We start from the raw sequence: 22,387 nt of genomic DNA on the forward strand, positions 1-22,387 counted from the left end.
AAAGCCAAGCATGTCCAGCACCGAGATTCCCCTTCCAGGTCGCCATGATGCGTTCATTCGTGAGCGCACCCCCGCATGGGCCGCCGCCATCGGCACGACGCAGATGAACCAGTTGCAGCAAGCGCTGGTGTCCGAGCAATTCAGCTCGAACGGCCCACTGCCTTGGTTCGCCCGCGCTTCGAGCGAGCATCGTGACGCTTTGATATCAGCCCAGGCCGAGCGCCAGCGTTGCCGCTCGAAGCTGAGCCTGGCCCTGGCCGGGTTTCGCAGCGTGGTCGCGTTCGCCGAACCCATCCTCGCCGAGGCCATGCGCATGCGCTTCGGCGCAACCTTGAGTGTCCACGCCACGGACTTCATCCGTATCCAGACGCGCGAGCACCTGCTGGGTCTGGATAACGACCATGTGCCTCAAGCCGAACCACTGATCATGGCAGCGCTGGGCAACTTCGTGGCAGACGTGGATCTTCATCCGCGTACCACGCTGGCACCCTCGGGCAGCGTGAAAAAGAGCGGTCCGTTCCCGCTCGGGCCGTTCACCAGCCGCTTTGAATACCGCATCGACAACCCACTGCCGATCGACCCCGGACAGTTCGCCACCCTGGTCCGCCAGTTGGACCTGGGGCGTCTGTACCAGGCTCACTTGAGCGAAGTGTTCGACGCCACCGCCACCCGTGCCCAGGTCGCTGCCGCAGTCAACGCGACCCGCAGGGCCCAGCTGCGGGTGCTGGCCCATGTCGCGCGGATGAAGGGGGACATCGACGAGCAGGGCTTCAAGGTGGTCGAAAGTGTGGTCGCCGGCCGCGTCGAGCGCTGGGGTACCGGCACGGTACAGTTCTCTCGGCTGAGCCTGCTCGGGTCGGCGCTGCACGATGTGCTGGTGATCGGGCCGGCGCGCGGAGTGGGCCAGGCGACGGCGCCCATGCCTTGTCTGGTATGGATGCCGGGCGATGCGCGGGCACCCCTGAAGCAATACGCATCGACGGCCGAGTTCATCCAGGCGCTGGCCGTGGAGCTACTCAAGCCCGAGTCCGTTCGCCGGTTGCTTGCGCGCGTGGCGCAGACCGAACGCGCCGAGTTCCAGGCACGCCTGCAACGTCGGCTCTGGCGCACCGAGGACGGTGATAACGGGCGCAAGATCGCCGTGGTCAATGCGCGGCCCAAGCTGGATATCGTCGAGGTGTCGGTGCGCGGCGAGCTGTTTGCCCATCTGCACGAGCGCCATGTGGCCTGGCTCAAGGCCGAAGCCAGGTGCCTGGCGGTGCCTACCGATCGGATCGACGCCGATCAGCGTCAGGCGCGCTGGGCCGGTTGGCTGGAGGAGGGTGTGTCGTTGTTGAACCTGGCTGCCCTGTGCATCCCGGCGCTGGGCGAGGTGATGGTGCCGGTGATCGCGCAGCTGCTGGTCGGTGAGGTCTACCACGGTATCGAGGCCTGGGAGGATGGCCGCACCGACGAAGCGTTCGGACACTTCAAGGGCATCGTCGGCAACCTGGCACTGGCCGTCGTCGCCCACGGCGTGGCCGCCGATTTCGGCACGACCTATGGCGCGGACGGTGTGGTCGACGAGATGCAACAGGTGCGGCTGGCCGACGGTCGCCAACGCCTGCTGCACCCGGATCTGCAGGACTACCGGGCAGTCGATTTGCCCGTCGCTATCATGGCCGACGACCAAGGCGTCTACCGCCACCTGGGCAAGACCTTCATCCGGCTCGACGATCACTTTTTCGAGGTGCAACTCACTGCCGATCAGGCTCGGGGCCATGTGATTCATCCCACAGGCTCGACGGCCTATCGCCCCAGCGTCCAGCACAATGGCGCAGGCGCCTGGCAGCACGCTCTGGAGCAGCCGTTGCAATGGCGCGGCGCCGGGTTGATGCGCCGCTTCGGTCCCATGACCGAGCGCATCGGCGACGACGACCTGCTGACCCTGGCCGAGATCCATGGCGTACCCCTGGACCGGTTGCGTCGCCTGCACGTCGACCAGGAGCCACTGCCGGCGGCCCTGCACGAGGGTGTCATTCGCTACCAGGCCCATCAGGACCTGGCCACGCGCATGGGGCCCAGCGGCCAGGGTATGCTCGATGAGCAGGGCAAGCAGCTGTTGGCCTCGCTGATCGAGCGCCAGCAGCCTGCTGCCAGCCGCGAGGCTGGAATACTGCGTCGCGATTTTCCGGGCCTGCCGGTGCGAATCGCCAATGAGATCGGCGCGTCGGTCAGCGCTGCCGAGCGTACGTGTATCCGCGAAGCTGGGCGGCTGCCGCTGCGTGTGGCCGAGCAGGCGCGCGCGCGGTTGGCACAGTGGCGTTCGAGCCAGGCCTGTAGCGCGCTGATCCTCGACACCGGTGGCTCTGCGGACCGCGACAAGGTGGTGATCGGCCTGTTGCCCAGCCTGCCGGGATGGACGGGCCGGGTGCGCCTGGAGTTGCGCGACGGCGGCCAGGCCGGCGACGTCACCGCGGCAGCGGGCGTCGGGGTCGATACCGAGCTCAAGTACATCGTGGCCAGTGAGGGCCGCTACCGCGCCTATGACCAGCGCGACCAGGAACTGGGCGGGTGGATGGATCTGTACAGCGCCATCTGCCGCGCCTTGCCCGACGCCGAACGCAGCGCCCTGGACCTCAATCCCAGCGCCGGGGAGGCACTGCGCCAGCGCTTGAGTGCCCTGGTTCGCGCCGACCGCAGCCGCGTGTCGCGACTGCTCGGGCAACGTCAGGTACAGCCTTGGTTCAAATCACCGGAACGCCACTCGCAGGGCATCGGCTACGCGCTCAGCGGGCGTGGCCAACCAGGCTGGAGGCAGAACCGACGGTTGCGCCACCTGTATCCGGGTTTGTCGCAAGCCAGTCTGCAGGTGCTGCGTGAATCGATGGTACGGCCCGATGAGTCGTTCGAGATGGCCTTGCAGCGCCTGGAGCAGGAATTTCAGGTATTGCGCCGGGAACTCAAGGATTGGCGCCGGCGCGCGCCGGTGGACGTGAACAGGGACAACGCTGCTCGCGATATCATCAGCGCCTGGCGCAGGGAAACCACGATTCTGGACCTTGGCGGGCAGCGCCTGGGTGATCTGCCATTGCTGGTGGCCGACCTCAGCCATGTGCGGCACTTGCGCATGAGCGCCATGGGGTTGCAAGGCGATCCCTCGTTCTTCCTGTCGGTGTTTCCCAATCTGTTCAGCCTGAACCTGTCGAACAACCGGCTGACAGCCATTCCGGGGCAGGTGCGCTCGATGGCCAGGCTGATGACTCTGGACTTCGACGAAAACCTGCTGGCTCCCGCGCCACAGATGTTCGATGCATTGATCAGCCACCCCACCCAGACCGCGCTGCGCTACCTCAGCCTGCGACGCAGCTTCGCGATCCGCCTGGCCGAGGGCAGCATCGTCGATAACCCTCTGCCGGCTGAAGCCCTGCAGGCGCTCGGGCAAATTCCGCATCTGCGCGAGCTGGATCTGTCGAGCAATGCGCTGACCCTCGACGATGCCGCCTGTACCGCCCTGGGGCAATTGCGGGAACTGGAAACCTTGCGCCTGCAGCGCAACCATATTCGCTTGAGCGAGGCACGACGCACGGCGCTGGCAGGCTTGTCTGGCCTGCAGACCCTGGATCTGAACGGCAACCCGCTGCTGCTGCCGCCGACGCTCGACAGACTGCTGTCGTTGCGCTATCTGGGGTTGAGCGGGACTGGCATCGGCACCTGGCCGCCGGGGCTGACGCAGGTTTTCAATCGTGTGCCTCAGGTGATCAGAATTGCCAACCTCAGCGGCAACGAGATCGTCCGCGTGCCCGTGCTGGAAAACAGCGCCATGGCGCAGATCAACCTGAACCTGGTCAACCACGGCCGTCCGGTGCTCAATCTGGACAACAACCCCTTGTCGGAACCCAGCTATCAGCGCCTGAGTCGGGCCGGTGTGTTCCCGCGTCGACGCTGGATGGGCGGTGCTGGCGCAGCAGGCCGCCCGGTGGTCGACCAGCGCTGGCTGGAAGGCTGCGAAGCGGGCCTTGCGCAGCGCATCGCGGCGGATCGCAGCAGTGAGGGGGCGGCGGCTTTCTATCGGGTAATGGATCAAGTCTCGCGCACGGCGGGCTACGCCAGACACTCCCTGGCCTACAAGCAGCGCATGTGGGCGATCATGGAGGCACTGGTGCCGCCGGTGCAGGGGGGCGCTGGTGATGGGCTGGGTGTGGTGGACCTGCGTCAGCAGCTGTTCGATCAGGCGACCTTGACCGAGAACACCTGCGGCGATGGCATCAGCGTGGTGATAGACGCCTTCGAAACCCGGGTCCTGGCCTGGCAGGCGGCGTCCAGCGCCATCGATGGTGGGGCGGCGATGTTCAAGCCGTTGCTGGCCTTGAGTCGCCAGTTGTACAAGGCGGCGTTGGTGGACGAATACGCCGTGGGCATCACCCAGGCGCGCCTGCAACGGCGCGAGGCGTTGCTGGCTGGCGATCCTGCGCCGGCGCTATTGCCGTTCGACGATATCACCGAGGCGGAACTGCAGGCCGCCGTGCCGGACGAGGTGGAGATTCGCTTGCGCTTGCGCGGGTTGGCGCAGTCACGCCTGGGGCTGCGCGTGCAACCCGAGATGCTCTACACCGAGCAGATCGCTTCGGCCACTGTCGAGCATGTGGTACGCGCCGTGCTGGAGCGCGCTACCGACAGCGGATTGACCGACTGGCTGGTGGATCAGCCTTTCTGGCAGCTGTACCTGCGCAAGGTGTACCCGGAGCGGGTGTCAGCGCTGTCGGACTTCTGGGCCGAGGTGATCAACCATTTCGAAGAAGCCCTGGATGCCAACGCCGCATTCACCACAGAGGTATCCGGGCTGCCGCCGTTGCTTGAACAGCTGAAAACCTTGGCGCCCAGCGTGGTATGGCAGGGCGAGCAGGGGGAGGCGGCGAAAGTGGTGCTGACCGAGCAAGCCACGCTGGATCTCTACGGGGCCATCGATCAGGCACGTCGAAAGGCGCTGGACGCGCTCCATCGAGCGCTGACCCAGGCAGCGTTGGTCGGTTCTTAGGAAGGATCGAGCGGCGGCGTGCGGGTTTGTGACCGCCGCGCCAGCAGTGGCGCGGCGGCTACGGCCTGCAACCAGGGTTCAGCGGCGACGGAACAGCGGCAGCGGTTCGTCGGTGGCCGCCTGGTAGCTCACGGAGAAATCCTTGAGGCTTTCCAGGGCTTCGTACGGGTCTTTGTCGGCGCGCAAGGCGAAGGCATCGAACCCGCAGCGGTGCAGGTAGAACAATTGGTCGCGGAGCACGTCGCCAATGGCGCGCAGTTCGCCCTTGAAGCCATAGCGATCGCGCAGCAGGCGCGCATTGGAGTAGTTGCGGCCGTCGGTGAAGGCCGGGAAGTTCAGGGCGATGACCTGGAACTCGTTGGCCTGTTCACCGATTTCCTCGGCTTCTTCGTCGCTGTCCAGCCATACGCCCAGCCCACCGTCCCGAGCCTTGAGCGCCGGACCGTGCTCGCGCCACAGCGAGAGGGGCACGATCAGGTCGTCACAGTTGCTGATGCCGTCGAACGAGGTGTCCTTGGGCAGCAGGTGCCAGGTTTCGTCGACGACTTCGTTGTTCTTAATGATTCGCTGCATAGACGCGCTCCTTGAAGGGGTCGATGCCGATCCGCTGGTAGGTATCGATGAAACGCTCGTCTTCGGTGCGTTTTTCCACGTACACGTCGATCAGCTTGGAGATGACATCCGGCATGGCGTCCTGGGCGAACGACGGGCCGAGGATCTTGCCCAGGCTGGCGTCGCGGCTGGCGCTGCCACCCAGGGACACCTGGTAGAACTCCTCACCTTTCTTGTCCACGCCAAGGATGCCGATGTGGCCGACGTGGTGGTGACCGCAGGCGTTCATGCAACCGGAAATGTTGAGGTCCAGTTCGCCGATGTCGAACAGGTAGTCCAGGTCGTCGAAACGGCGCTGGATGGATTCGGCGATCGGAATCGACTTGGCGTTGGCCAGGGAGCAGAAATCACCGCCCGGGCAGCAGATGATGTCAGTCAGCAGGCCGATGTTGGGGGTGGCGAAACCGCCTTCGCGCAACTCGTTCCACAGGCTGAACAGCTGCGCCTGTTCGACGTCGGCCAGAATGATGTTCTGCTCGTGAGAGGTGCGCAGCTGACCGAAGCTGTACTTGTCGGCCAGATCGGCGACGGCGTCGAGCTGCTTGTCGGTCAGGTCGCCGGGTGCGACGCCGGTGGGCTTGAGCGACAGGGTCACGGCCACATAGCCCGGCTTCTTGTGGGCCAGGGTATTGCGCGAGCGCCAGCGGGCGAAACCCGGATGCTCGGCATCCAGTTGCGCCAGGTCGGCGGCGAAGTCGGGCAGGGCTTTGTACTCCGGGTCGACGAAGTGCTTGGCCACGCGGTGCAGTTCGGCCTCGGTCAGTGTGGTGCTGCCGCCGCGCAAGTGCTGCATCTCGGCATCGACTTTCTGGGCGAACACTTCCGGCGTCAGGGCCTTGACCAGAATCTTGATCCGAGCCTTGTACTTGTTGTCGCGACGGCCATAGCGGTTGTAGACGCGCAGGATGGCATCGAGGTAGCTGAGCAGGTCCTGCCAGGGCAGGAACTCGTTGATGAACGCGCCCACTACCGGCGTCCGGCCAAGGCCGCCACCGACCAGTACGCGGAAGCCCAGCTCGCCAGCGTCGTTGTGCACCGGCTCCAGGCCAATGTCATGCACTTCGATGGCGGCGCGGTCGGTGCTTGCACCATTCACGGCAATCTTGAACTTGCGCGGCAGGTAGGCGAATTCCGGGTGGAACGTGGTCCACTGGCGAACGATCTCGCACCACGGGCGCGGGTCGATCACTTCATCGGCGGCCACGCCGGCGAACTGGTCGGTGGTGACGTTGCGCAGGCAGTTGCCGCTGGTCTGGATCGCATGCATCTGCACGGTAGCCAGTTCGGCCAGGATGTCGGGAATGTCTTCCACGGCCGGCCAGTTGAACTGCACGTTCTGTCGCGTGCTGATGTGCGCGTAGCCCTTGTCGAAGTCGCGAGCGATCTTGGCCATCATGCGCGTCTGCCGCGATGTCAGCTGGCCATAGGGCACGGCGACGCGCAGCATCGGGGCAAAACGCTGGATGTAGAGGCCGTTCTGCAGGCGTAGCGGGCGAAACTCTTCTTCGCTCAGTTCGCCAGCCAGGTAGCGGCGGGTCTGATCTCGGAACTGCTTGACGCGGTCCTCGATGATCCGTTGATCGTACTCGTCATAAACGTACATGGTGATCCTGTTCTCAGGCTGTCTTGTCGCATCATCAGAAAAGCACGCGCACGGTCGCGGGCTCTCGACAGAGCCGACGGAAGATAACAGTTTGTAAATAGACGTAAAAGTGATGTTTGAGTATATGCACAGAACCAGAATGCATATGCCCCGAGGTACCTGTCACCCCTGTAGGAGCGGTCATCGCCCGCGAAGGCCGTACCGCGGAGTGCCTGCCCCCACAGAGTTCGCGATCGCCTTGTGGGAGCGGGCCCTGCCCGCGAAGCGCGCGCCGCGGATTGGACTCAGAGGGCCTTGCTGACGTGAATGTCGCTGATGCTCGCCGCAGCGTCGCCGTGCAAGGCGACCAGGGCAGCCTGGGCCTCTTCCAGCGAGCCGGTGGCCAGGTGGGCGAAGTCCCAGCGGCGTTGGCCGTCGAGGTTGTAGCGGATCACATACTTGATCATGGGCGCCCCTGTATCAGGTGAATTTCGAAGCCGTGCGGCGCACGATCTTGATCTTGTGGGTGAAGCTGCTCTTGCGCGCCACGCTGGACAGCTTGGTGCCCGCAGTGTCGATGGTGATGTTCCAGAAGCCTGTGCTCGGCGCGCTGATCTTGGCCGGGAAGGTATCGAACGCGCCGCCGTGGTAGGTATGTCGTCCGCCGTTCTTGAAGCTGCGGAAATTGGCATCGCTCATCAGGCGGATGTTGCAGAGCTGGGAGCACTCGATGACGACCAGGTCATCTTCATTGAGGTGCTCGCGCTGGTGAACGAATTTCATGGGCTCTCCACTGTTGCAGGTGCGCGAGTTACAGATGCGCGCAAAAGCGCAACGATATCATGCGCGTCGCGACACAGATAAATTCTACCGATGCATGGAGCAAATTCATGACCTTGCGGTCACAGGGTATTTAATGACGGAGATGCATCATGAAGTGGGCCTGGTTGACGGCAGTGGTATTGCTCGGTGGTTGTGCCACCGTGACGGACATCGAGAAAAGCCCCGAGACCATGAGCGTGATTTCCGGCAAGACCCCCAAGGAGTATTCAACCTGCGTGGTCGCCCAACTGAGCGACAGTCGCGGGCCCTCCGTGATCGAGCAGAAGCATGACGGCTATCGGATCATCGTTCCGCAGAAACTCTCCAAGGATCCAGCCGCCGTGCTGATCGTCGACGATCGTTCCGGCGGCAGCAGCATCAAGGTGCACGAACGTCTGTCCAACGTTCCGCTGCGCCCCGCCGACGTGCGTCAGGCGGCCGAGAAATGCATTTCCGGCTGAGCCGTTTCTACTTGCACACCACCACAAGGCTGCGGGTCTGGTAATTGCCAAGGTCGGCATCCGCCAGCCCGACCTCGCCAGTGCGCCGCGGTACACCCTGCGTCGCGACCGTCTGATAGCCGGCGGGGCACTCCAGGCGGGCCTGTTCGTCGCACTTGTCCCAGGACATGGCTTGACCCGAGCAATCGATGTTCAAGCCTTGTTGGCCGTTCTTGAGAATGGTGGGCGAAGTGCTTGCGCAGGCCGAAACGGCAAGCACGGCAAGGGAGGCCAGGGTGGTGCGCAGGAGGGTGCTCATGGGGCGGGATTCTTCAGGTAGACAAGGGGGCCGCTATGCGGTGGCGCAATGCTATACACTGCCAGGCGGCAAGGGTAGTTGTGCAAGGAAATTTTCCGTTGCTCGACCGGTGTAGCAATATTTACCTTGCAGTGGAACTATCTGCATCAGGATTTCTCTATCAACCAATCGGTTGGCCAGCGGCAGGCATTGTTAGGTAGTCGACGCCTGAACCCGACTGTGCCGTAACTCGTCAGCATTGCTCTTCTGTAAGGACTCACATGATCAAGAAATGCTTGTTTCCAGCGGCCGGCTACGGTACTCGCTTCCTGCCAGCGACCAAAGCAATGCCCAAGGAAATGCTGCCGATCGTCAACAAGCCGCTGATCCAGTACGGCGTCGAAGAGGCTCTGGAAGCTGGCCTGAGCCAGATTTCCATCGTCACCGGGCGCGGCAAGCGCGCGATCGAAGACCACTTCGACATCAGCTACGAGCTGGAAACCCAGATCAAGGGCACCGAAAAGGAAAAGTACCTGGTCGGCATTCGCAAGCTGATCGACCAGTGCACCTTCTCCTACACCCGCCAGGTGCAGATGAAAGGCCTGGGCCACGCCATTCTCAGCGGTCGCCCGCTGATCGGCGACGAGGCGTTCGCCGTCGTGCTGGCGGACGACATGTGCGTGAATCTGGACGGCGACGGTGTGCTGCAGCAGATGGTCAAGCTGTACAACCAGTTCCGCTGCTCGATCGTGGCCATTCAGGAAGTCGACCCGCAGGAAACCCACAAGTACGGTGTGATCGCCGGCGACATGATCCGTGAAGATATCTTTCGCGTGACCAGCATGGTTGAAAAGCCAAAGCCTGAAGATGCGCCGTCGAACCTGGCCATCATCGGCCGCTACATCCTGACCCCGGACATCTTCGACCTCATCGAACAGACCGAGCCAGGCAAGAGTGGCGAGATCCAGATCACCGATGCCCTGATGAAGCAGGCCCAGAACGGGTGCGTGCTGGCCTACAAGTTCAAAGGCGAGCGTTTCGACTGCGGCGGCGCCGAAGGCTACATCGACGCCACCAACTTCTGCTTCGAAAACTTCTACAAGACCGGCAAAGCGTTCATCTGACGCCCAATCGGTTAGCATGAGCGACGCCGCTGCCCTCTGGACAGCGGCGTTCTTGTTTATGGCTACGGCTCGCGTGCGGGCCGTGCAGGTGCCAGGAGAGCAACATGAGCTATGACTTCGATTTATTCGTGATTGGCGCCGGTTCCGGCGGCGTGCGCGCGGCGCGCTTCGCCGCAGGGTTCGGTGCGAAAGTGGCAGTGGCTGAAAGCCGCTACCTGGGCGGCACCTGCGTCAATGTCGGCTGCGTGCCGAAGAAGTTGCTGGTGTATGGCGCCCACTTCGCCGACGACTTCGACCACGCCAGCGGTTTTGGCTGGAGCCTGGAGAAGCCTTCGTTCGATTGGCCGACGCTGATTGCCAACAAGAACAAGGAGATCGAACGGCTCAATGGCATCTATCGCAACCTGCTGGTCAACAGCGGCGTGAAACTGCTGGAAGGTCATGCACGCCTGGTGGACGCGCACACGGTCGAAGTGGATGGACAGCGCTTCAGCGCCGAGCACATCCTGATAGCCACCGGTGGCTGGCCGCAGATTCCCGATGTGCCGGGACGTGAGCATGCCATCACCTCGAACGAGGCGTTTTTCCTCGAGCAACTGCCCAAGCGTGTCATCGTGGTTGGTGGCGGTTACATCGCCGTCGAATTCGCTGGGATCTTCAATGGCCTGGGCAGCGAAACCACCTTGCTCTACCGCGGCGAGATGTTCCTGCGTGGCTTCGACGGTGCGGTGCGCAAGCACTTGAGCGAAGAGCTGACCAAGCGCGGCATGAACCTGCAGTTCAATTCCGATATTGCCCGCATCGACAAGCTCGACGACGGCAGCCTCAAGGTCACGCTCAAGGACGGTCGCGAGCTGGCGGCGGACTGCGTGTTCTATGCGACCGGGCGCCGGCCGATGCTGGATAACCTGGGGTTGGAAAATACCGGCGTGCAGTTGGACGACAAGGGGTTCATCCAGGTCGACGAGCAGTTCCAGACCACAGAGCCCTCGATCCTGGCGCTGGGCGATGTTATTGGCCGTGTGCAGCTGACCCCGGTAGCGTTGGCCGAGGGCATGGCCGTGGCGCGTCGCCTGTTCAAGCCTGAGCAGTATCGCCCGGTGGACTACAAGCACATCCCCACTGCAGTGTTCAGCCTGCCGAACATCGGCACCGTGGGCTTGACCGAGGAAGAGGCGCGCGAGCAGGGGCATTCGGTACAGATCTTCGAGAGCCGTTTCCGACCCATGCAACTGAGCCTGACCCATAGCCAGGAGCGCACCCTGATGAAGCTGGTGGTCGATGCCGACACCGACAAGGTGCTGGGTTGCCACATGGTTGGCCCTGATGCCGGCGAGATCGTCCAGGGCCTGGCGATTGCGCTCAAGGCAGGCGCGACCAAGCAGGTCTTCGACGAAACCATCGGCGTGCATCCCACCGCTGCCGAAGAATTCGTCACCATGCGCACTCCAGTGGACGCCTGAGCCTGCGGCCTGCCGGTCAGTCCGGCAGGCCGACCACCGCAGCGTATTCCTGCAGTGCGGCGTCATGGCCGATACCCAGTTTTTCCATGGCGCAGCGCTTTTGCCGGCTGATGGTTTTTTCGCTGCGTTGCAGACGTGCAGCGACGTCGCGTCCGCTCATGCCGCCCACCAGTAACCTCAGCACTTCCAGCTCGCGCGCCGACAGGCGTTCATGGGCGCCCCGGTGTTCCACTTCATATTCGGCCAGGCGTCGGGTGAAGCGTGCACTGAGGTAGTGGTTGCCGCGCATGAGGCTGTGGGCCGCCGTGCTCAGATGGCTCAGGCACTCCTGCTTGTCATAGAGCCCTCGGGCGCCGCTGTCGAGGATAGCCCGCAGCACCATGGGATTGTCCAGCGTGGTCAGCACCAACACCGGCAGGCGCGGGTAGCGAAGACGCACCTGGCGCAGCAGCGCCAGGCCGTCGCCACCCTCGAGCTGAGGCATGCGGTAGTCGGTGATCAGCAGATCGCAGGCATGCTGCTGCAGCGATTCGAGCACTCGGTTGGCGTTTTCGGCCTCGCCGACCACGCTGAAACGCGCGCGCGGGGCGCGCTCCAGCGCAATGCGCAGCCCAAGTCGAACGGCCGAGTGGTCGTCGGCCACAATGGTTTTGATAGTCACCTGGTTGATCTCATCTGCGGAAGCGGGCCTCATGCTATCCGCCGGGTCCCAGGCATGGCTGTAGGGAGTGCGTGGGTGCGACTGTGCGAAAAGTCGACAAAAAGCAGTGTCATTGCCCTGTGTTCACATTTCTTCTTTATTATGGGTAGCTTCGATAGGCAAAACCAATCGACAGCATCCAGTTTGCCAATGAGCTATCGGTCGAGCATGTGTCTAGGATGCTGCCTATCGAATTCAAACACGATTTCAACCCCCTGAAGGAGAGTCACCGATGCCGATCATCAACAGCCAAGTCAAGCCATTCAACGCTACCGCTTACCACAATGGCGCTTTCGTGCCGGTCAGCGACGCCGATCTGAAAGGCAAGTGGTCTGTCGTATTCTTCTACCCAGCCGACTTCACCTTCGTTTGCCCAACCGAACTGGGCGACCTGGCCGACAACTACGAAGCCTTCAAGCAACTGGGCGTGGAAATCTATGGTGTGTCGACCGACACCCACTTCACCCACAAAGCCTGGCACGACACTTCGGACACCATCGGCAAGATCCAGTACCCGCTGATCGGTGACCCGACTCACACCATTTCGAAGAACTTCGACGTGCTGATCGAGGCCGACGGCATCGCTGACCGTGGCACTTTCGTGATCAACCCGGAAGGCCAGATCAAGATCGTCGAGCTGAACGACGGCGGTGTAGGCCGTGATGCATCCGAACTGCTGCGCAAGGTCAAAGCGGCCCAGTACGTCGCCGCTCACCCAGGCGAAGTATGCCCAGCCAAGTGGAAAGAAGGCGAAGCCACCCTGGCTCCGTCGCTGGACCTGGTTGGCAAGATCTAAGCAGCTTCCCAGGCTGTCTCCTGCGGGTCACTCCCCGCAGGACTGCATCACCCCTGTAGGAGCGGTCATCGGCCGCGAAAATCCGCCGCGTTTTGCTTGTCCGAACGCAGCGCCTGATTCGCACCCAGCGACCGCTCCCACAGTTTTCAACTTCTCCAAAAGCATCATCGCTCACTCGGGGTCGATTACCCCGGCGGGCAACTGTCGTCTTCGAAACATTCAAAACGGAAATCGCCCTCATGTTGGACGCCAATCTTAAAGCCCAGTTGAAAGCCTATCTGGAACGGGTCACCCAACCGATCGAGATCGTCGCGTCCCTTGATGACGGCGCGAAATCCGAGGAATTGCTCGGTCTGCTGCGCGACATCGACGCGTTGTCGGACAAGATCACGCTGCTCGACAATGGCAACGATGCACGCAAGCCATCGTTTTCCATCACCCGTCCCGGCGCGGACATCGGCCTGCGTTTTGCCGGTATCCCCATGGGTCACGAATTCACCTCGCTGGTACTGGCGCTGCTGCAGGTTGGCGGCCACCCCTCCAAGGCCAGTGCCGAGGTCATCGAACAGATCGCTGCGTTGAAAGGCGAGTTTCTGTTCGAAAGCTATTTTTCCCTGTCATGCCAGAACTGCCCGGACGTGGTCCAGGCGCTGAACCTGATGGCGGTGCTCAACCCCAATATTCGTCACGTCGCCATTGACGGCGCGCTGTTCCAGGCTGAAGTGGAAGAGCGGCAGGTCATGGCCGTGCCGAGCGTCTACCTCAACGGCAAGAACTTCGGTCAGGGCCGCATGGGCCTGGAAGAAATCCTGGCGAAAATCGACACCAGCGCCAGTGATCGCCAGGCTGAAAAGCTCAACGCCAAGCAGGCGTTCGACATGCTGGTGATCGGCGGCGGGCCTGCCGGTGCGGCAGCTGCCATCTACGCTGCCCGCAAAGGCATCCGTACCGGTGTTGCCGCCGAACGTTTCGGCGGCCAGGTGCTGGACACCATGGCCATCGAGAACTTCATTTCCGTGCAGGAAACCGAAGGCCCGAAATTGGCCGTGGCGCTTGAAGAGCACGTCAAGCAGTACGAAGTGGACATCATGAACCTGCAGCGTGCCGAGAAACTGATCCCTGGCAAGGACGGTGCGCCCCATGAAGTGATCTTTGCCAGCGGTGCGTCACTCAAAGCCAAGACGCTGATTCTGGCGACCGGTGCGCGCTGGCGTGAAATGAACGTGCCGGGTGAGCAGGAGTACCGCAACCGCGGCGTGGCCTACTGCCCGCACTGCGACGGTCCGCTGTTCAAGGGCAAGCGCGTGGCGGTGATCGGTGGTGGCAACTCTGGTGTGGAAGCCGCTATCGACCTGGCGGGTATCGTTGCCCATGTCACGCTGATCGAGTTCGACACCCAGCTGCGTGCCGACGCCGTGCTGCAGCGCAAGCTGCACAGCCTGCCCAACGTCAAGGTGATCACCAGTGCCCTGACCACCGAAGTGACCGGTGACGGCCAGCGTGTCAACGGCCTGCGCTACAAGGATCGGCAGAGCAGCGAGCATCACGAAATCGCTCTGGAAGGTATCTTCGTGCAGATCGGCCTGCTGCCCAACACCGACTGGCTCAAAGGCACCATCGAGCTGTCGAACCGCGGCGAGATCATGGTCGATGCACGCGGCGAGACCGATCTGCCGGGTATCTTCGCTGCCGGTGACGTGACCACCGTGCCGTTCAAGCAGATCGTGATCGCGGTCGGCGAGGGCGCCAAGGCTTCGCTGGCAGCTTTCGATCACCTGATCCGCACTTCTGCGCCTGCCTGATCGGGCAACTGACGCGGCTTGCGCCGCTGCTACAGGAGGGGCGCTGGACTGACGCGGCTTGCGCCGCTGCTACAGGGTAGCGCTTGACCGACGCGGCTTGCGGCGCTGCTGCGGGGTAACGCTTGACTGACGCGGCTTGCGCCGCTGCTACAGGGTAGCGCTGGGCTGACGTGGCTTGCGCCGCTGCTACAGGAGGGGCGCTTGACTGACGCGGCTTGCGCCGCTGTTACGGGGTAACACCTGTAGCAGCGGCGCAAGCCGCGTCGCTTTTGACAATATCAAACCCTCTGCTTCAACTTCTGCTGCGCGCCCAATCTTCCAGACAAACTTCAAGTAACTAAAGAAGTTGCCGTCCCCACTGTTGCGTCATTTACGTTTCTGCGAAGTTGCACTATCGTGTGCAAGCAAGCGTGGCATCTGCAAGAGAGCCCGGCTCGAAAAAGGGCAGGGCGCCATCAGGTTCTGTCCGGAGTAGAGACATTGTCAAGACTCGCTGAATACCGTGCCGCCGAAAAGGCATTGCAAGAACAACTCGCCCAGCTCGAAACAATGAAGAACGACGCGGGGTTGAAGAAAGAAATCGAGTTCGAGAAAAAGCTCCTGGGTTTGATGAAAACCTATGAAAAGGGCCTGCGCGACATCGTCGCCATTCTCGATCCGCAAACTGCCTCCGCCAGGGCGCCAGCCCCTGCGCCCAAGCAGCAACGGCGGGCACGGGTGGTCAAGGTGTACGAGAACCCGCACACCGGCGAGCGCATCGAAACCAAGGGTGGCAATCACCACGGCCTCAAAGCCTGGAAACAGGAGCATGGCGTCAGCACCGTAGACGGCTGGTTGCTTCGCTGAGTGAATTCGATGAAAAACGCTGAGTGAGTGCTCAGGTTTTCACATCCTTTTCACAGCCACTGTTCCATTATGAAATCCGCTGATGGAACAGCGCCCCAAATGCCCGCTTCGGCGGGCTTCTTATTGCCTGAATTTCAAGATTATCTTCCGCGTTACATTCTCCGCGTCTCATTGTCGCGCATTCAAAGCGTCGTCGCGTTTGGCATCGTCCATTGCGTTCCGTATCATGACTCGCAGCTACTGCCCATTCATTCAAGGGAGCTTTCATGAGCCTCGATCATTTGAACAGTGTGCCCGGTGTAACCGCGCAACCTGAAGCCGCCACATCCCAGTTCGTCTTCAACCACACCATGTTGCGGGTCAAGAACATCGAGCGGTCGCTGGACTTCTATACCCGGGTATTGGGTTTCAGCCTGGTGGAGAAGCGGGATTTTGCCGAGGCCCAGTTCAGCCTGTATTTCCTGGCACTGGTGGACAAGTCGACGATTCCTGCGGATGACAAGGCGCGCACCACCTGGATGAAGTCGATGCCCGGGGTGCTCGAGTTGACCCATAACCATGGCACCGAGAACGATGCGGACTTTGCCTACCACGATGGCAACAGCGACCCACGCGGTTTCGGTCATATCTGTGTATCGGTGCCGGATATCCACGCGGCCTGCGAGCGTTTCGAAACGCTGGGTGTGGACTTCCAGAAGCGTTTGACCGATGGCCGCATGAAGAGCATCGCCTTCATCAAGGACCCTGACGGTTACTGGGTCGAAATCATCCAGCCGGACCTCTAACCTTCCGCCCCGCACACCGCGGTGCTTTCTTCGCGGCCGCTGACCGCTCCTACAGAGGGGGCGTGGCACCGGGGCTACGCAGGGATATGCTGGCGGTAACGCTGGTAGGCGCCGTGATAGGCCGAGACGTTGGCGGGGATGGGTTGGGTGCGACTGGTTTCATCCAGGCGCACGCAGCGTTCGCATAACGGGGCCAAGCCTTGTGGATCCTGGCCGGCGCACCATGCCGCCTGGATTGCCGCGCCCAATGCCGCGGCCTCCGGCTGCTCGGTGCAGACCACCGGGGCGTCCATGATGTCCGCTACTATCTGCCGCCACACCGGGCTCTTCGAGCCGCCCCCGATCAGCCGTATCACGCGGGTTTGCAGGCCGCCTGCGCGCAGCAGGTCCAGGCCATAGCGCAGGCCGAAGGTGGTGCCTTCCACCGCCGCGCGGCACAGGTTTGCCGCGCTCAGGTTGTCACTGGTTAGCCCCAGCACCGAGCCGGTGGCGTGAGGCAGCGCGGGTACCCGTTCGCCATTGAGGAACGGCAGCATCACGATACCTGCGGCGCCAATCGGTGCCTGCGCCACGGCCTTGTTGAAACCGCGGATGTCCAACTGCAGCAACTCGCGCACGGCCGTAGTCACATTGGTCAGGTTCATGGTGCAGATCAGCGGCAACCACCCTCCCGACGACGAACAGAACGTCGCCACCGCCGGTTCGTCCAGCACGGTAGGCTGGTCGCTGCAGGCGTACACCGTGCCGGAAGACCCCAGGCTCATGGTGATGACTCCAGGGTGGGTGTTATCGGTGCCGATGGCGCCCATCATGTTGTCGCCGCCGCCGCTGGCGACCACAGCCAACGGATTGATACCCAGGCGTGCGGCAATTCCCGGACGAATCGTGCCCACTGGCTGATGCGACTCGATCAGCGGCGGCACTGCCGCTTCCAGCCGCCCGCTGGGGTCGATCTGGCGCAGCAGGGCAAAGTCCCACTGGCGCTCGCGCACGTTGAAGTAACCGGTGCCCGAAGCGTCACCGTATTCGGCGCGCGCCAGCCCGGTCAGCCAGAAGTTCAGGTAGTCGTGGGGCAACAGCACGTGGGCGATGCGCTCGAATATCTGCGGATGATGCTCGCGGGTCCAGAGCAGCTTCGACACGGTATACCCCGGCGCAATGACCAGCCCCAGGCGGTCGAGCGAGCCCTGTTCACCACCCAGTTCGGCCAGCAGGCGCTCGTTCTGCGGCGTGCTCTCGGTGTCGCACCAGAGCTTGGCCGGGCGCAGCGGTTGCCCGTCTGCGTCCAGCAACACCAGGCCATGCTGCTGGCCGGACACACCGACGCCCAGAATCTGCTGGCCATCGATACCGGCCTGGGCCAGCGCCTGCGCGGTGGCCTGTTCGAACGCAGTCAGCCAGTCACTGGTGAGCTGCTCGCGCCGTCCGTTTTCGCCGCTGATCATATGATGAGCGGCCGAGCCCTGGCCCAGTACCTGACCGCTGTCAGCGTCGAGGATCAGCGCCTTGGTGCCTTGGGTGCCGCAGTCGATCCCGAGAAACATGGCCGCTTACTCCTCGCCGTCCAGCAGCTGCTTCAAGGTGGCATGCACACCCTGGGTACGCAGGCTGTGGAGATTGCGTTCGAAGGCCGCGACGAACTCCGCCGAGCGTGGGATCTGCGTGCCGAAGATTTCCTCGACCCCCAGCAGCCGTTGCGTGAGCAACGCCTCGTCGGCGACCAGCGTCTGGCAGAACTCGGCGCGTGGATCTGGAATGGTGTAGTGCGTGCCGTTCTCGTCGACGCCGCCCAGATAAAGCGCCCAGGCCGCTACCACCAGCGCCGCGCGCTCGGTGCCCTGCCGATCGGCGATCAGGCGGTTGATGGTCGGCACGGTGAACTTGGGAAACTTCGAGGAGCCGTCCGAACACACGCGTTCCAACTGGTCGGCGATGGCCTGGTTGGAGAAGCGCTCGATCAGCGTGTCCTTGTAGCCTTCCAGGTCGATGCCAGGCACGGAAGCCAGTTGTGGCGTGACGTCGAGGTCCATGTAGGCGCGGATGTAGCGCACGAACAGCGGATCGTTCATGGTCTCGTGAACGAAGCGGTAACCTTTCAGGAAGCCCAGGTAGGTCAGGGCCAGGTGGCTGCCGTTGAGCAGTTTGATCTTCATCTCTTCATAGGGCGTGACATCGTCGGTGAACTGCACGCCGACCTTTTCCCAGGCGGGCCGGCCCGCGCCGAACTTGTCCTCTACCACCCATTGCACGAACGGCTCGCAGACAACCGGCCAGCTGTCCTCTACGCCATGCCGTTCGCGCAGTTGGGCGCGATGGGCCTCGCTGGTCATCGGCGTGATGCGGTCGACCATGGCATTGGGGAACTGCACATGGCTGGCGATCCAGTCGTGCAGCGTCGGGTCCTGCAGCCCCGCGAACGCCAGCAACGCCTTGCGCGCGACTGCGCCGTTATGGGGCAGGTTGTCACAGGACATCACGGTGAAGGCGTCGATGCCGGCGTCGCGCCGTCGTTGCAAGGCCGCGCAGAGAAAGCCGAAGACGGTGGTGGGCGTCAGCGGGTGAGCCAGGTCGTGCTGGATCTGCGGCAAGTGAGCCATGAACTCGCCGTTGCTGTCGTCGATGCAATAGCCCCCTTCGGTGATGGTCAGTGAAACGATGCGCACCGCGGGCTCGGCCAGCTTGACGATCAGGGCCTCGGCGCTCTCTTCGGCCAGGAGCATGTCGGTGATCGCGCCGATCACTCGCACTTCGGTGTCCGGCGTGTCGCCCAGTTCCACCAGGGTGTAGTAGAAATCCTGCTCGGCCAGGGCGTCGCGGACCTTGCGGTCTTCACTGCGCAAGCCGGCGCCGCAGATAGCCCACTGCCGGGCTTCGCCCTGGTTCATCAGGGCATCGGTGTAGAACGCCTGGTGCGCGCGGTGGAACCCACCGACGCCGATGTGGACGATGCCATGCGCGAGCGTCGTCGGGTCGTAGGCGGGCAACTGGATGTGCTCGGCGAGCTGATGCAGATTCTGTCGATTGAGTTTCATGTTCGGTCCTGTATCAGGCAGCGGCCTGCAGCGGTTTGGCCACGGCAATGCCCTGGGCATCGAAAAGGTGGCAGTACTCGGCGTCCAGCAGCAGGTTCAGGCGTTCGCCGTACTGGCTGCGCAGATCGCCGCGGATTCGCAGGGTCAGCGGTTCCTGCGAGTCGGTGACGACGTGGCAGAAGGTATCGCTGCCCAGTCGCTCGCTGACATCGGCGGTCACCGCCAGCTGGCATTGCCCCGGCTGCGCCAGGTCGAGGTGCTCGGGGCGGATGCCCAGGGTCACCGCATCGCCGACTTTCAGCGTCTGGCTGACGCGGGGCAGGTAGATCCGGGTGCCGGCGTCGAGGGCAACTTCGCAGCCCTGGCCATCGACCCGGCTGAGCGTGCCTTTGAGGAAACCCATCTTCGGCGTACCGAGAAAACCGGCGACGAACAGGTTGGCCGGATGATGGTACAGCTCCAGAGGCGCCCCTACCTGTTCGACGCGGCCGCCGTTGAGCACCACCACCTTGTCGGCCAGGGTCATGGCTTCGACCTGGTCATGGGTGACGTAGATCATGGTGGCCTGCAGTTCCTTGTGCAGGCGCGAGAGTTCCAGGCGGGTCTGCACGCGCAGGGCTGCGTCGAGGTTGGACAGTGGCTCGTCGAACAGGAAGATCTTGGGGTGACGGACGATGGCGCGCCCGATCGCCACGCGCTGGCGCTGGCCGCCCGACAACTGCTTGGGCTTGCGGTCGAGCAAGGCGCCCAGTTCGAGAATGCGCGCAGCTTCCGCTACCTTGCTCTCGACTTCCGCTTTGGGCTTGCCGGCCAGGTCCAGTGCGAACGACAGGTTCTTGCGCACCGTCATGTGCGGATACAGGGCGTAGGTCTGGAACACCATGGCCAGGTCGCGCTTGGCCGGGGTCACTTCGGTGATGTCGCGACCGTCCAGCTCGATGGTGCCACTGCTGACTTCCTCGAGCCCGGCGATCAAACGCAGCAGCGTCGACTTGCCGCAGCCCGACGGGCCGACGAACACCACGAATTCGCGGTCGTGCACTTCCAGGTCGATGCCCTTGATGATCTGCAGACCTTCGAAGCCCTTTTTCAGGTTTTTTATTTTCAGAGTGGCCATGGGATGGTTCCTGATATGAGTACGTTGTTGGCGATGCTGGCCTCTTCGCGGCCACTGGCCGCTCCTACAAGGGTCGTGCAGAACCCGTAGGAGCGGTCAGCGGCCGCGAAGGCGTCCGTGAAATCGCCACCGGTCACTTGACTGCCCCGAAGGACAGGCCGCGCACCAGCTGCTTCTGGCTGATCCAGCCGAAGATCAGAATCGGCGCGCAGGCCAGGGTCGAAACGGCTGACAACTTGGCCCAGAACAAGCCTTCCGGGCTTGAGTACGAGGCGATCAGGGCGGTCAACGGCGCGGCGCCGGAGCTGGTCAGGTTCAACGACCAGAAGGCTTCGTTCCAGCACAGGATCAACGACAGCAGCACCGTCGAGGCCAGGCCACCCTTGCTGATCGGCAACAGCACCCGAAGCATTTCCTGGCCCAGCGTGGCACCGTCCAGGCGTGCCGCTTCGAGGATTTCCCGGGGGATGTCCTTGAAGTAGGTGTACACCATCCAGACCACGATCGGCAGGTTGATCAGGGTGTAGATGACGATCAGGGCAATGCGTGAATCCAGCAGGCCGGCACCCTTGGCCAGCAGGTAGATGGGCATCAGCACACCCACCGGCGGCAGCATCTTGGTGGAGAGCATCCACAGCAAGGTCTGCTTGGTGCGCTTGGTTTCGTAGAACGCCATCGAGTAGGCGGCCGGCACTGCAATCAACATGCACAGGGCGGTGGCACTGAAGGAAATCAGCACCGAGTTCCAGGCGAAGTGCAGGTAGTCGCTGCGCTCCTGAATGTGCAGGTAGTTTTCCAGGGTCGGCGTGAAGATGAACTGCGGTGGTGTGGCGAAGGCGTCGATCTCGCTCTTGAAGCTGGTCAGCACCATCCAGAAGATCGGGAAGAACACCAGGATCGCCACGGCCCAGGCCAGGCAGCCCAGGACCAGGCTTTGCAGGCGACGCGATTGTTGAAGTGTCATGGTGCAGGCCCTCAATTCTTGTCGGTGAGGTTTTTGCCGATCATCCGCACCAGGATGATGGCGGCGATGTTGGCGATGACCACGGCGATCAAGCCACCAGCGGAGGCCATGCCCACGTCGAACTGCACCAGCGCCTGGTTGTAGATCAGGTAGGCAAGGTTGGTGGAGGCGAAACCCGGACCACCGTTGGTAGTGGTGAAGATTTCCGCGAACACCGAGAGCAGGAAGATCGTTTCGATCATCACCACCACGGCGATGGGCCGCGCCAGATGCGGCAGCGTCAGGTGCCAGAAGATCGCCAGGGCGCCGGCGCCGTCTAGCCGCGCGGCCTCTTTCTGTTCCTGGTCCAGCGACTGCATGGCGGTCATCAGCAGCAGGATGGCGAACGGCAGCCATTGCCAACTGACGATGACGATGATCGAGAACAGCGGGTAATGGGCGAGCCAGTCGACCGGTTCTGCACCGAAGAATTTCCACACCGCAGCGAGGATTCCCGACACCGGATGGAAAATCAGGTTCTTGAAGATCAGCGCGCCAACCGTGGGCATGATGAAGAACGGCGAGATGAGCATCACTCGCACGATACCTCGGCCCAGGAACTCGCTGGCTTCCAGCAGGGCTGCGATCAGTACGCCGAAGACCACGCTGATCAACAGCACGCTGCCGACCAGCAGCAAGGTATTGGTGGCGCCCGGCATGAAGCCGGCGTCGGTGAGGAAGAAGCTGAAATTCTCCAGCCCGACGAATTCGTTCTCGCCGGGGTACAGCAGGTTGTAGCGGATCAGCGAGAAGTAGACGGTCATGCCCAGTGGCACGATCATCCATAGCAGCAGCAAGGCCACCGACGGCGTGACCAGAAACCAGCCGGGGTTGGACAAGCGGCGCTTGCCCGTCACCTCAGCGGCGTCGGGCTGGGGCTTGGCAGTCGTAGTATTCATGAGTGCGCACCTGGTGAGCAGGGCTGCCCGCCACGGTCGGCGGGCAGCA

19 protein-coding genes are annotated in these 22,387 nt (G+C 62.8%); 8 read left to right on the forward strand and 11 right to left on the reverse strand.

The genetic code is table 11. The features are described 5' to 3' along the window. Window positions 1–10 precede the first annotated feature (10 nt). Window positions 11–5,017, forward strand: coding sequence for a dermonecrotic toxin domain-containing protein (locus IFT44_RS01190; protein WP_192175273.1), 5,007 nt, complete (start codon window positions 11–13; stop codon window positions 5,015–5,017). Window positions 5,018–5,095: 78 nt separating this feature from the next. Here IFT44_RS01190 and IFT44_RS01195 read toward each other — a convergent pair whose 3' ends face one another. From IFT44_RS01195 to IFT44_RS01210, 4 genes are all read right to left on the reverse strand, one after another. After that, complete coding sequence (locus IFT44_RS01195; protein WP_122476876.1) at window positions 5,096–5,590, reverse strand: DUF934 domain-containing protein; 495 nt, start codon at window positions 5,588–5,590, stop codon at window positions 5,096–5,098. Then, a complete protein-coding gene (locus IFT44_RS01200) occupies window positions 5,574–7,232 on the reverse strand; it encodes a nitrite/sulfite reductase (protein ID WP_122476878.1) in 1,659 nt (552 codons plus the stop codon). Before IFT44_RS01200 ends, IFT44_RS01195 begins: the two co-directional genes overlap by 17 nt. A gap of 284 nt (window positions 7,233–7,516) precedes the next feature. Next, complete coding sequence (locus IFT44_RS01205; protein WP_185793466.1) at window positions 7,517–7,678, reverse strand: hypothetical protein; 162 nt, start codon at window positions 7,676–7,678, stop codon at window positions 7,517–7,519. Window positions 7,679–7,691: 13 nt separating this feature from the next. Then, a complete protein-coding gene (locus tag IFT44_RS01210) occupies window positions 7,692–7,994 on the reverse strand; it encodes a DUF1883 domain-containing protein (RefSeq protein ID WP_122476881.1) in 303 nt (100 codons plus the stop codon). A gap of 149 nt (window positions 7,995–8,143) precedes the next feature. Between IFT44_RS01210 and IFT44_RS01215 the strand changes: the two genes are divergently transcribed. Continuing rightward, the gene (locus tag IFT44_RS01215) at window positions 8,144–8,494 is read left to right on the forward strand and encodes a hypothetical protein (RefSeq protein ID WP_122476883.1); all 351 of its coding nucleotides are present in this window, start codon (window positions 8,144–8,146) and stop codon (window positions 8,492–8,494) included. Between the two features lie 7 nt (window positions 8,495–8,501). On the opposite strand, the gene IFT44_RS01220 is transcribed toward IFT44_RS01215, so the two are convergent. Then, complete coding sequence (locus IFT44_RS01220; RefSeq protein WP_240998717.1) at window positions 8,502–8,792, reverse strand: hypothetical protein; 291 nt, start codon at window positions 8,790–8,792, stop codon at window positions 8,502–8,504. A 260-nt stretch (window positions 8,793–9,052) separates the two neighbouring features. Between IFT44_RS01220 and galU the strand changes: the two genes are divergently transcribed. Both galU and gorA read left to right on the forward strand, forming a co-directional pair. Continuing rightward, the gene (galU, locus tag IFT44_RS01225; protein ID WP_122476885.1) at window positions 9,053–9,895 is read left to right on the forward strand and encodes a UTP--glucose-1-phosphate uridylyltransferase GalU; all 843 of its coding nucleotides are present in this window, start codon (window positions 9,053–9,055) and stop codon (window positions 9,893–9,895) included. 104 nt (window positions 9,896–9,999) lie between these two features. Continuing rightward, window positions 10,000–11,358, forward strand: coding sequence for a glutathione-disulfide reductase (gene gorA / locus IFT44_RS01230; protein ID WP_122476886.1), 1,359 nt, complete (start codon window positions 10,000–10,002; stop codon window positions 11,356–11,358). A 16-nt stretch (window positions 11,359–11,374) separates the two neighbouring features. Here gorA and IFT44_RS01235 read toward each other — a convergent pair whose 3' ends face one another. Then, the gene (locus IFT44_RS01235) at window positions 11,375–12,019 is read right to left on the reverse strand and encodes a response regulator (protein WP_192175274.1); all 645 of its coding nucleotides are present in this window, start codon (window positions 12,017–12,019) and stop codon (window positions 11,375–11,377) included. Between the two features lie 271 nt (window positions 12,020–12,290). Between IFT44_RS01235 and ahpC the strand changes: the two genes are divergently transcribed. The 4 genes from ahpC to gloA all read left to right on the forward strand — a co-directional run bounded on the left by ahpC (window position 12,291) and on the right by gloA (window position 16,287). Continuing rightward, on the forward strand, window positions 12,291–12,854 hold the full coding sequence (gene ahpC, locus IFT44_RS01240; RefSeq protein ID WP_122476891.1) for an alkyl hydroperoxide reductase subunit C: 564 nt from the start codon (window positions 12,291–12,293) through the stop codon (window positions 12,852–12,854). 239 nt (window positions 12,855–13,093) lie between these two features. Then, window positions 13,094–14,656 (forward strand): alkyl hydroperoxide reductase subunit F, encoded by a 1,563-nt coding sequence (gene ahpF / locus IFT44_RS01245; RefSeq protein ID WP_192175275.1) that lies wholly within the window; start codon window positions 13,094–13,096, stop codon window positions 14,654–14,656. A 480-nt stretch (window positions 14,657–15,136) separates the two neighbouring features. Then, the gene (locus tag IFT44_RS01250; RefSeq protein WP_122476894.1) at window positions 15,137–15,502 is read left to right on the forward strand and encodes a histone-like nucleoid-structuring protein, MvaT/MvaU family; all 366 of its coding nucleotides are present in this window, start codon (window positions 15,137–15,139) and stop codon (window positions 15,500–15,502) included. Window positions 15,503–15,768: 266 nt separating this feature from the next. Next, entirely contained in the window at window positions 15,769–16,287 is a 519-nt protein-coding gene (gene gloA, locus IFT44_RS01255) for a lactoylglutathione lyase (RefSeq protein ID WP_122476895.1), read from the forward strand. 74 nt (window positions 16,288–16,361) lie between these two features. Here the strand turns inward: gloA and xylB are convergent, their stop codons facing one another. The 5 genes from xylB to IFT44_RS01280 form a co-directional block, all read right to left on the reverse strand. After that, a complete protein-coding gene (xylB, locus tag IFT44_RS01260; RefSeq protein ID WP_192057178.1) occupies window positions 16,362–17,831 on the reverse strand; it encodes a xylulokinase in 1,470 nt (489 codons plus the stop codon). A gap of 6 nt (window positions 17,832–17,837) precedes the next feature. Then, complete coding sequence (locus tag IFT44_RS01265; protein WP_192057177.1) at window positions 17,838–19,319, reverse strand: mannitol dehydrogenase family protein; 1,482 nt, start codon at window positions 19,317–19,319, stop codon at window positions 17,838–17,840. Window positions 19,320–19,332: 13 nt separating this feature from the next. Further along, complete coding sequence (locus tag IFT44_RS01270) at window positions 19,333–20,436, reverse strand: ABC transporter ATP-binding protein (protein ID WP_122476901.1); 1,104 nt, start codon at window positions 20,434–20,436, stop codon at window positions 19,333–19,335. Window positions 20,437–20,569: 133 nt separating this feature from the next. Next, window positions 20,570–21,400: a carbohydrate ABC transporter permease gene (locus IFT44_RS01275; protein WP_122476903.1), complete on the reverse strand. Its 831-nt coding sequence runs from the start codon at window positions 21,398–21,400 to the stop codon at window positions 20,570–20,572. An 11-nt stretch (window positions 21,401–21,411) separates the two neighbouring features. Beyond that, window positions 21,412–22,338 carry a carbohydrate ABC transporter permease gene (locus IFT44_RS01280; RefSeq protein ID WP_122476905.1) on the reverse strand — a complete coding sequence of 309 codons (927 nt, stop codon included), beginning with the start codon at window positions 22,336–22,338 and terminating at the stop codon, window positions 21,412–21,414. Window positions 22,339–22,387: the final 49 nt, after the last annotated feature.

Source organism: Pseudomonas sp. CFBP 13710 (assembly GCF_014842235.1).
Lineage (GTDB): Bacteria > Pseudomonadota > Gammaproteobacteria > Pseudomonadales > Pseudomonadaceae > Aquipseudomonas > Aquipseudomonas baltica.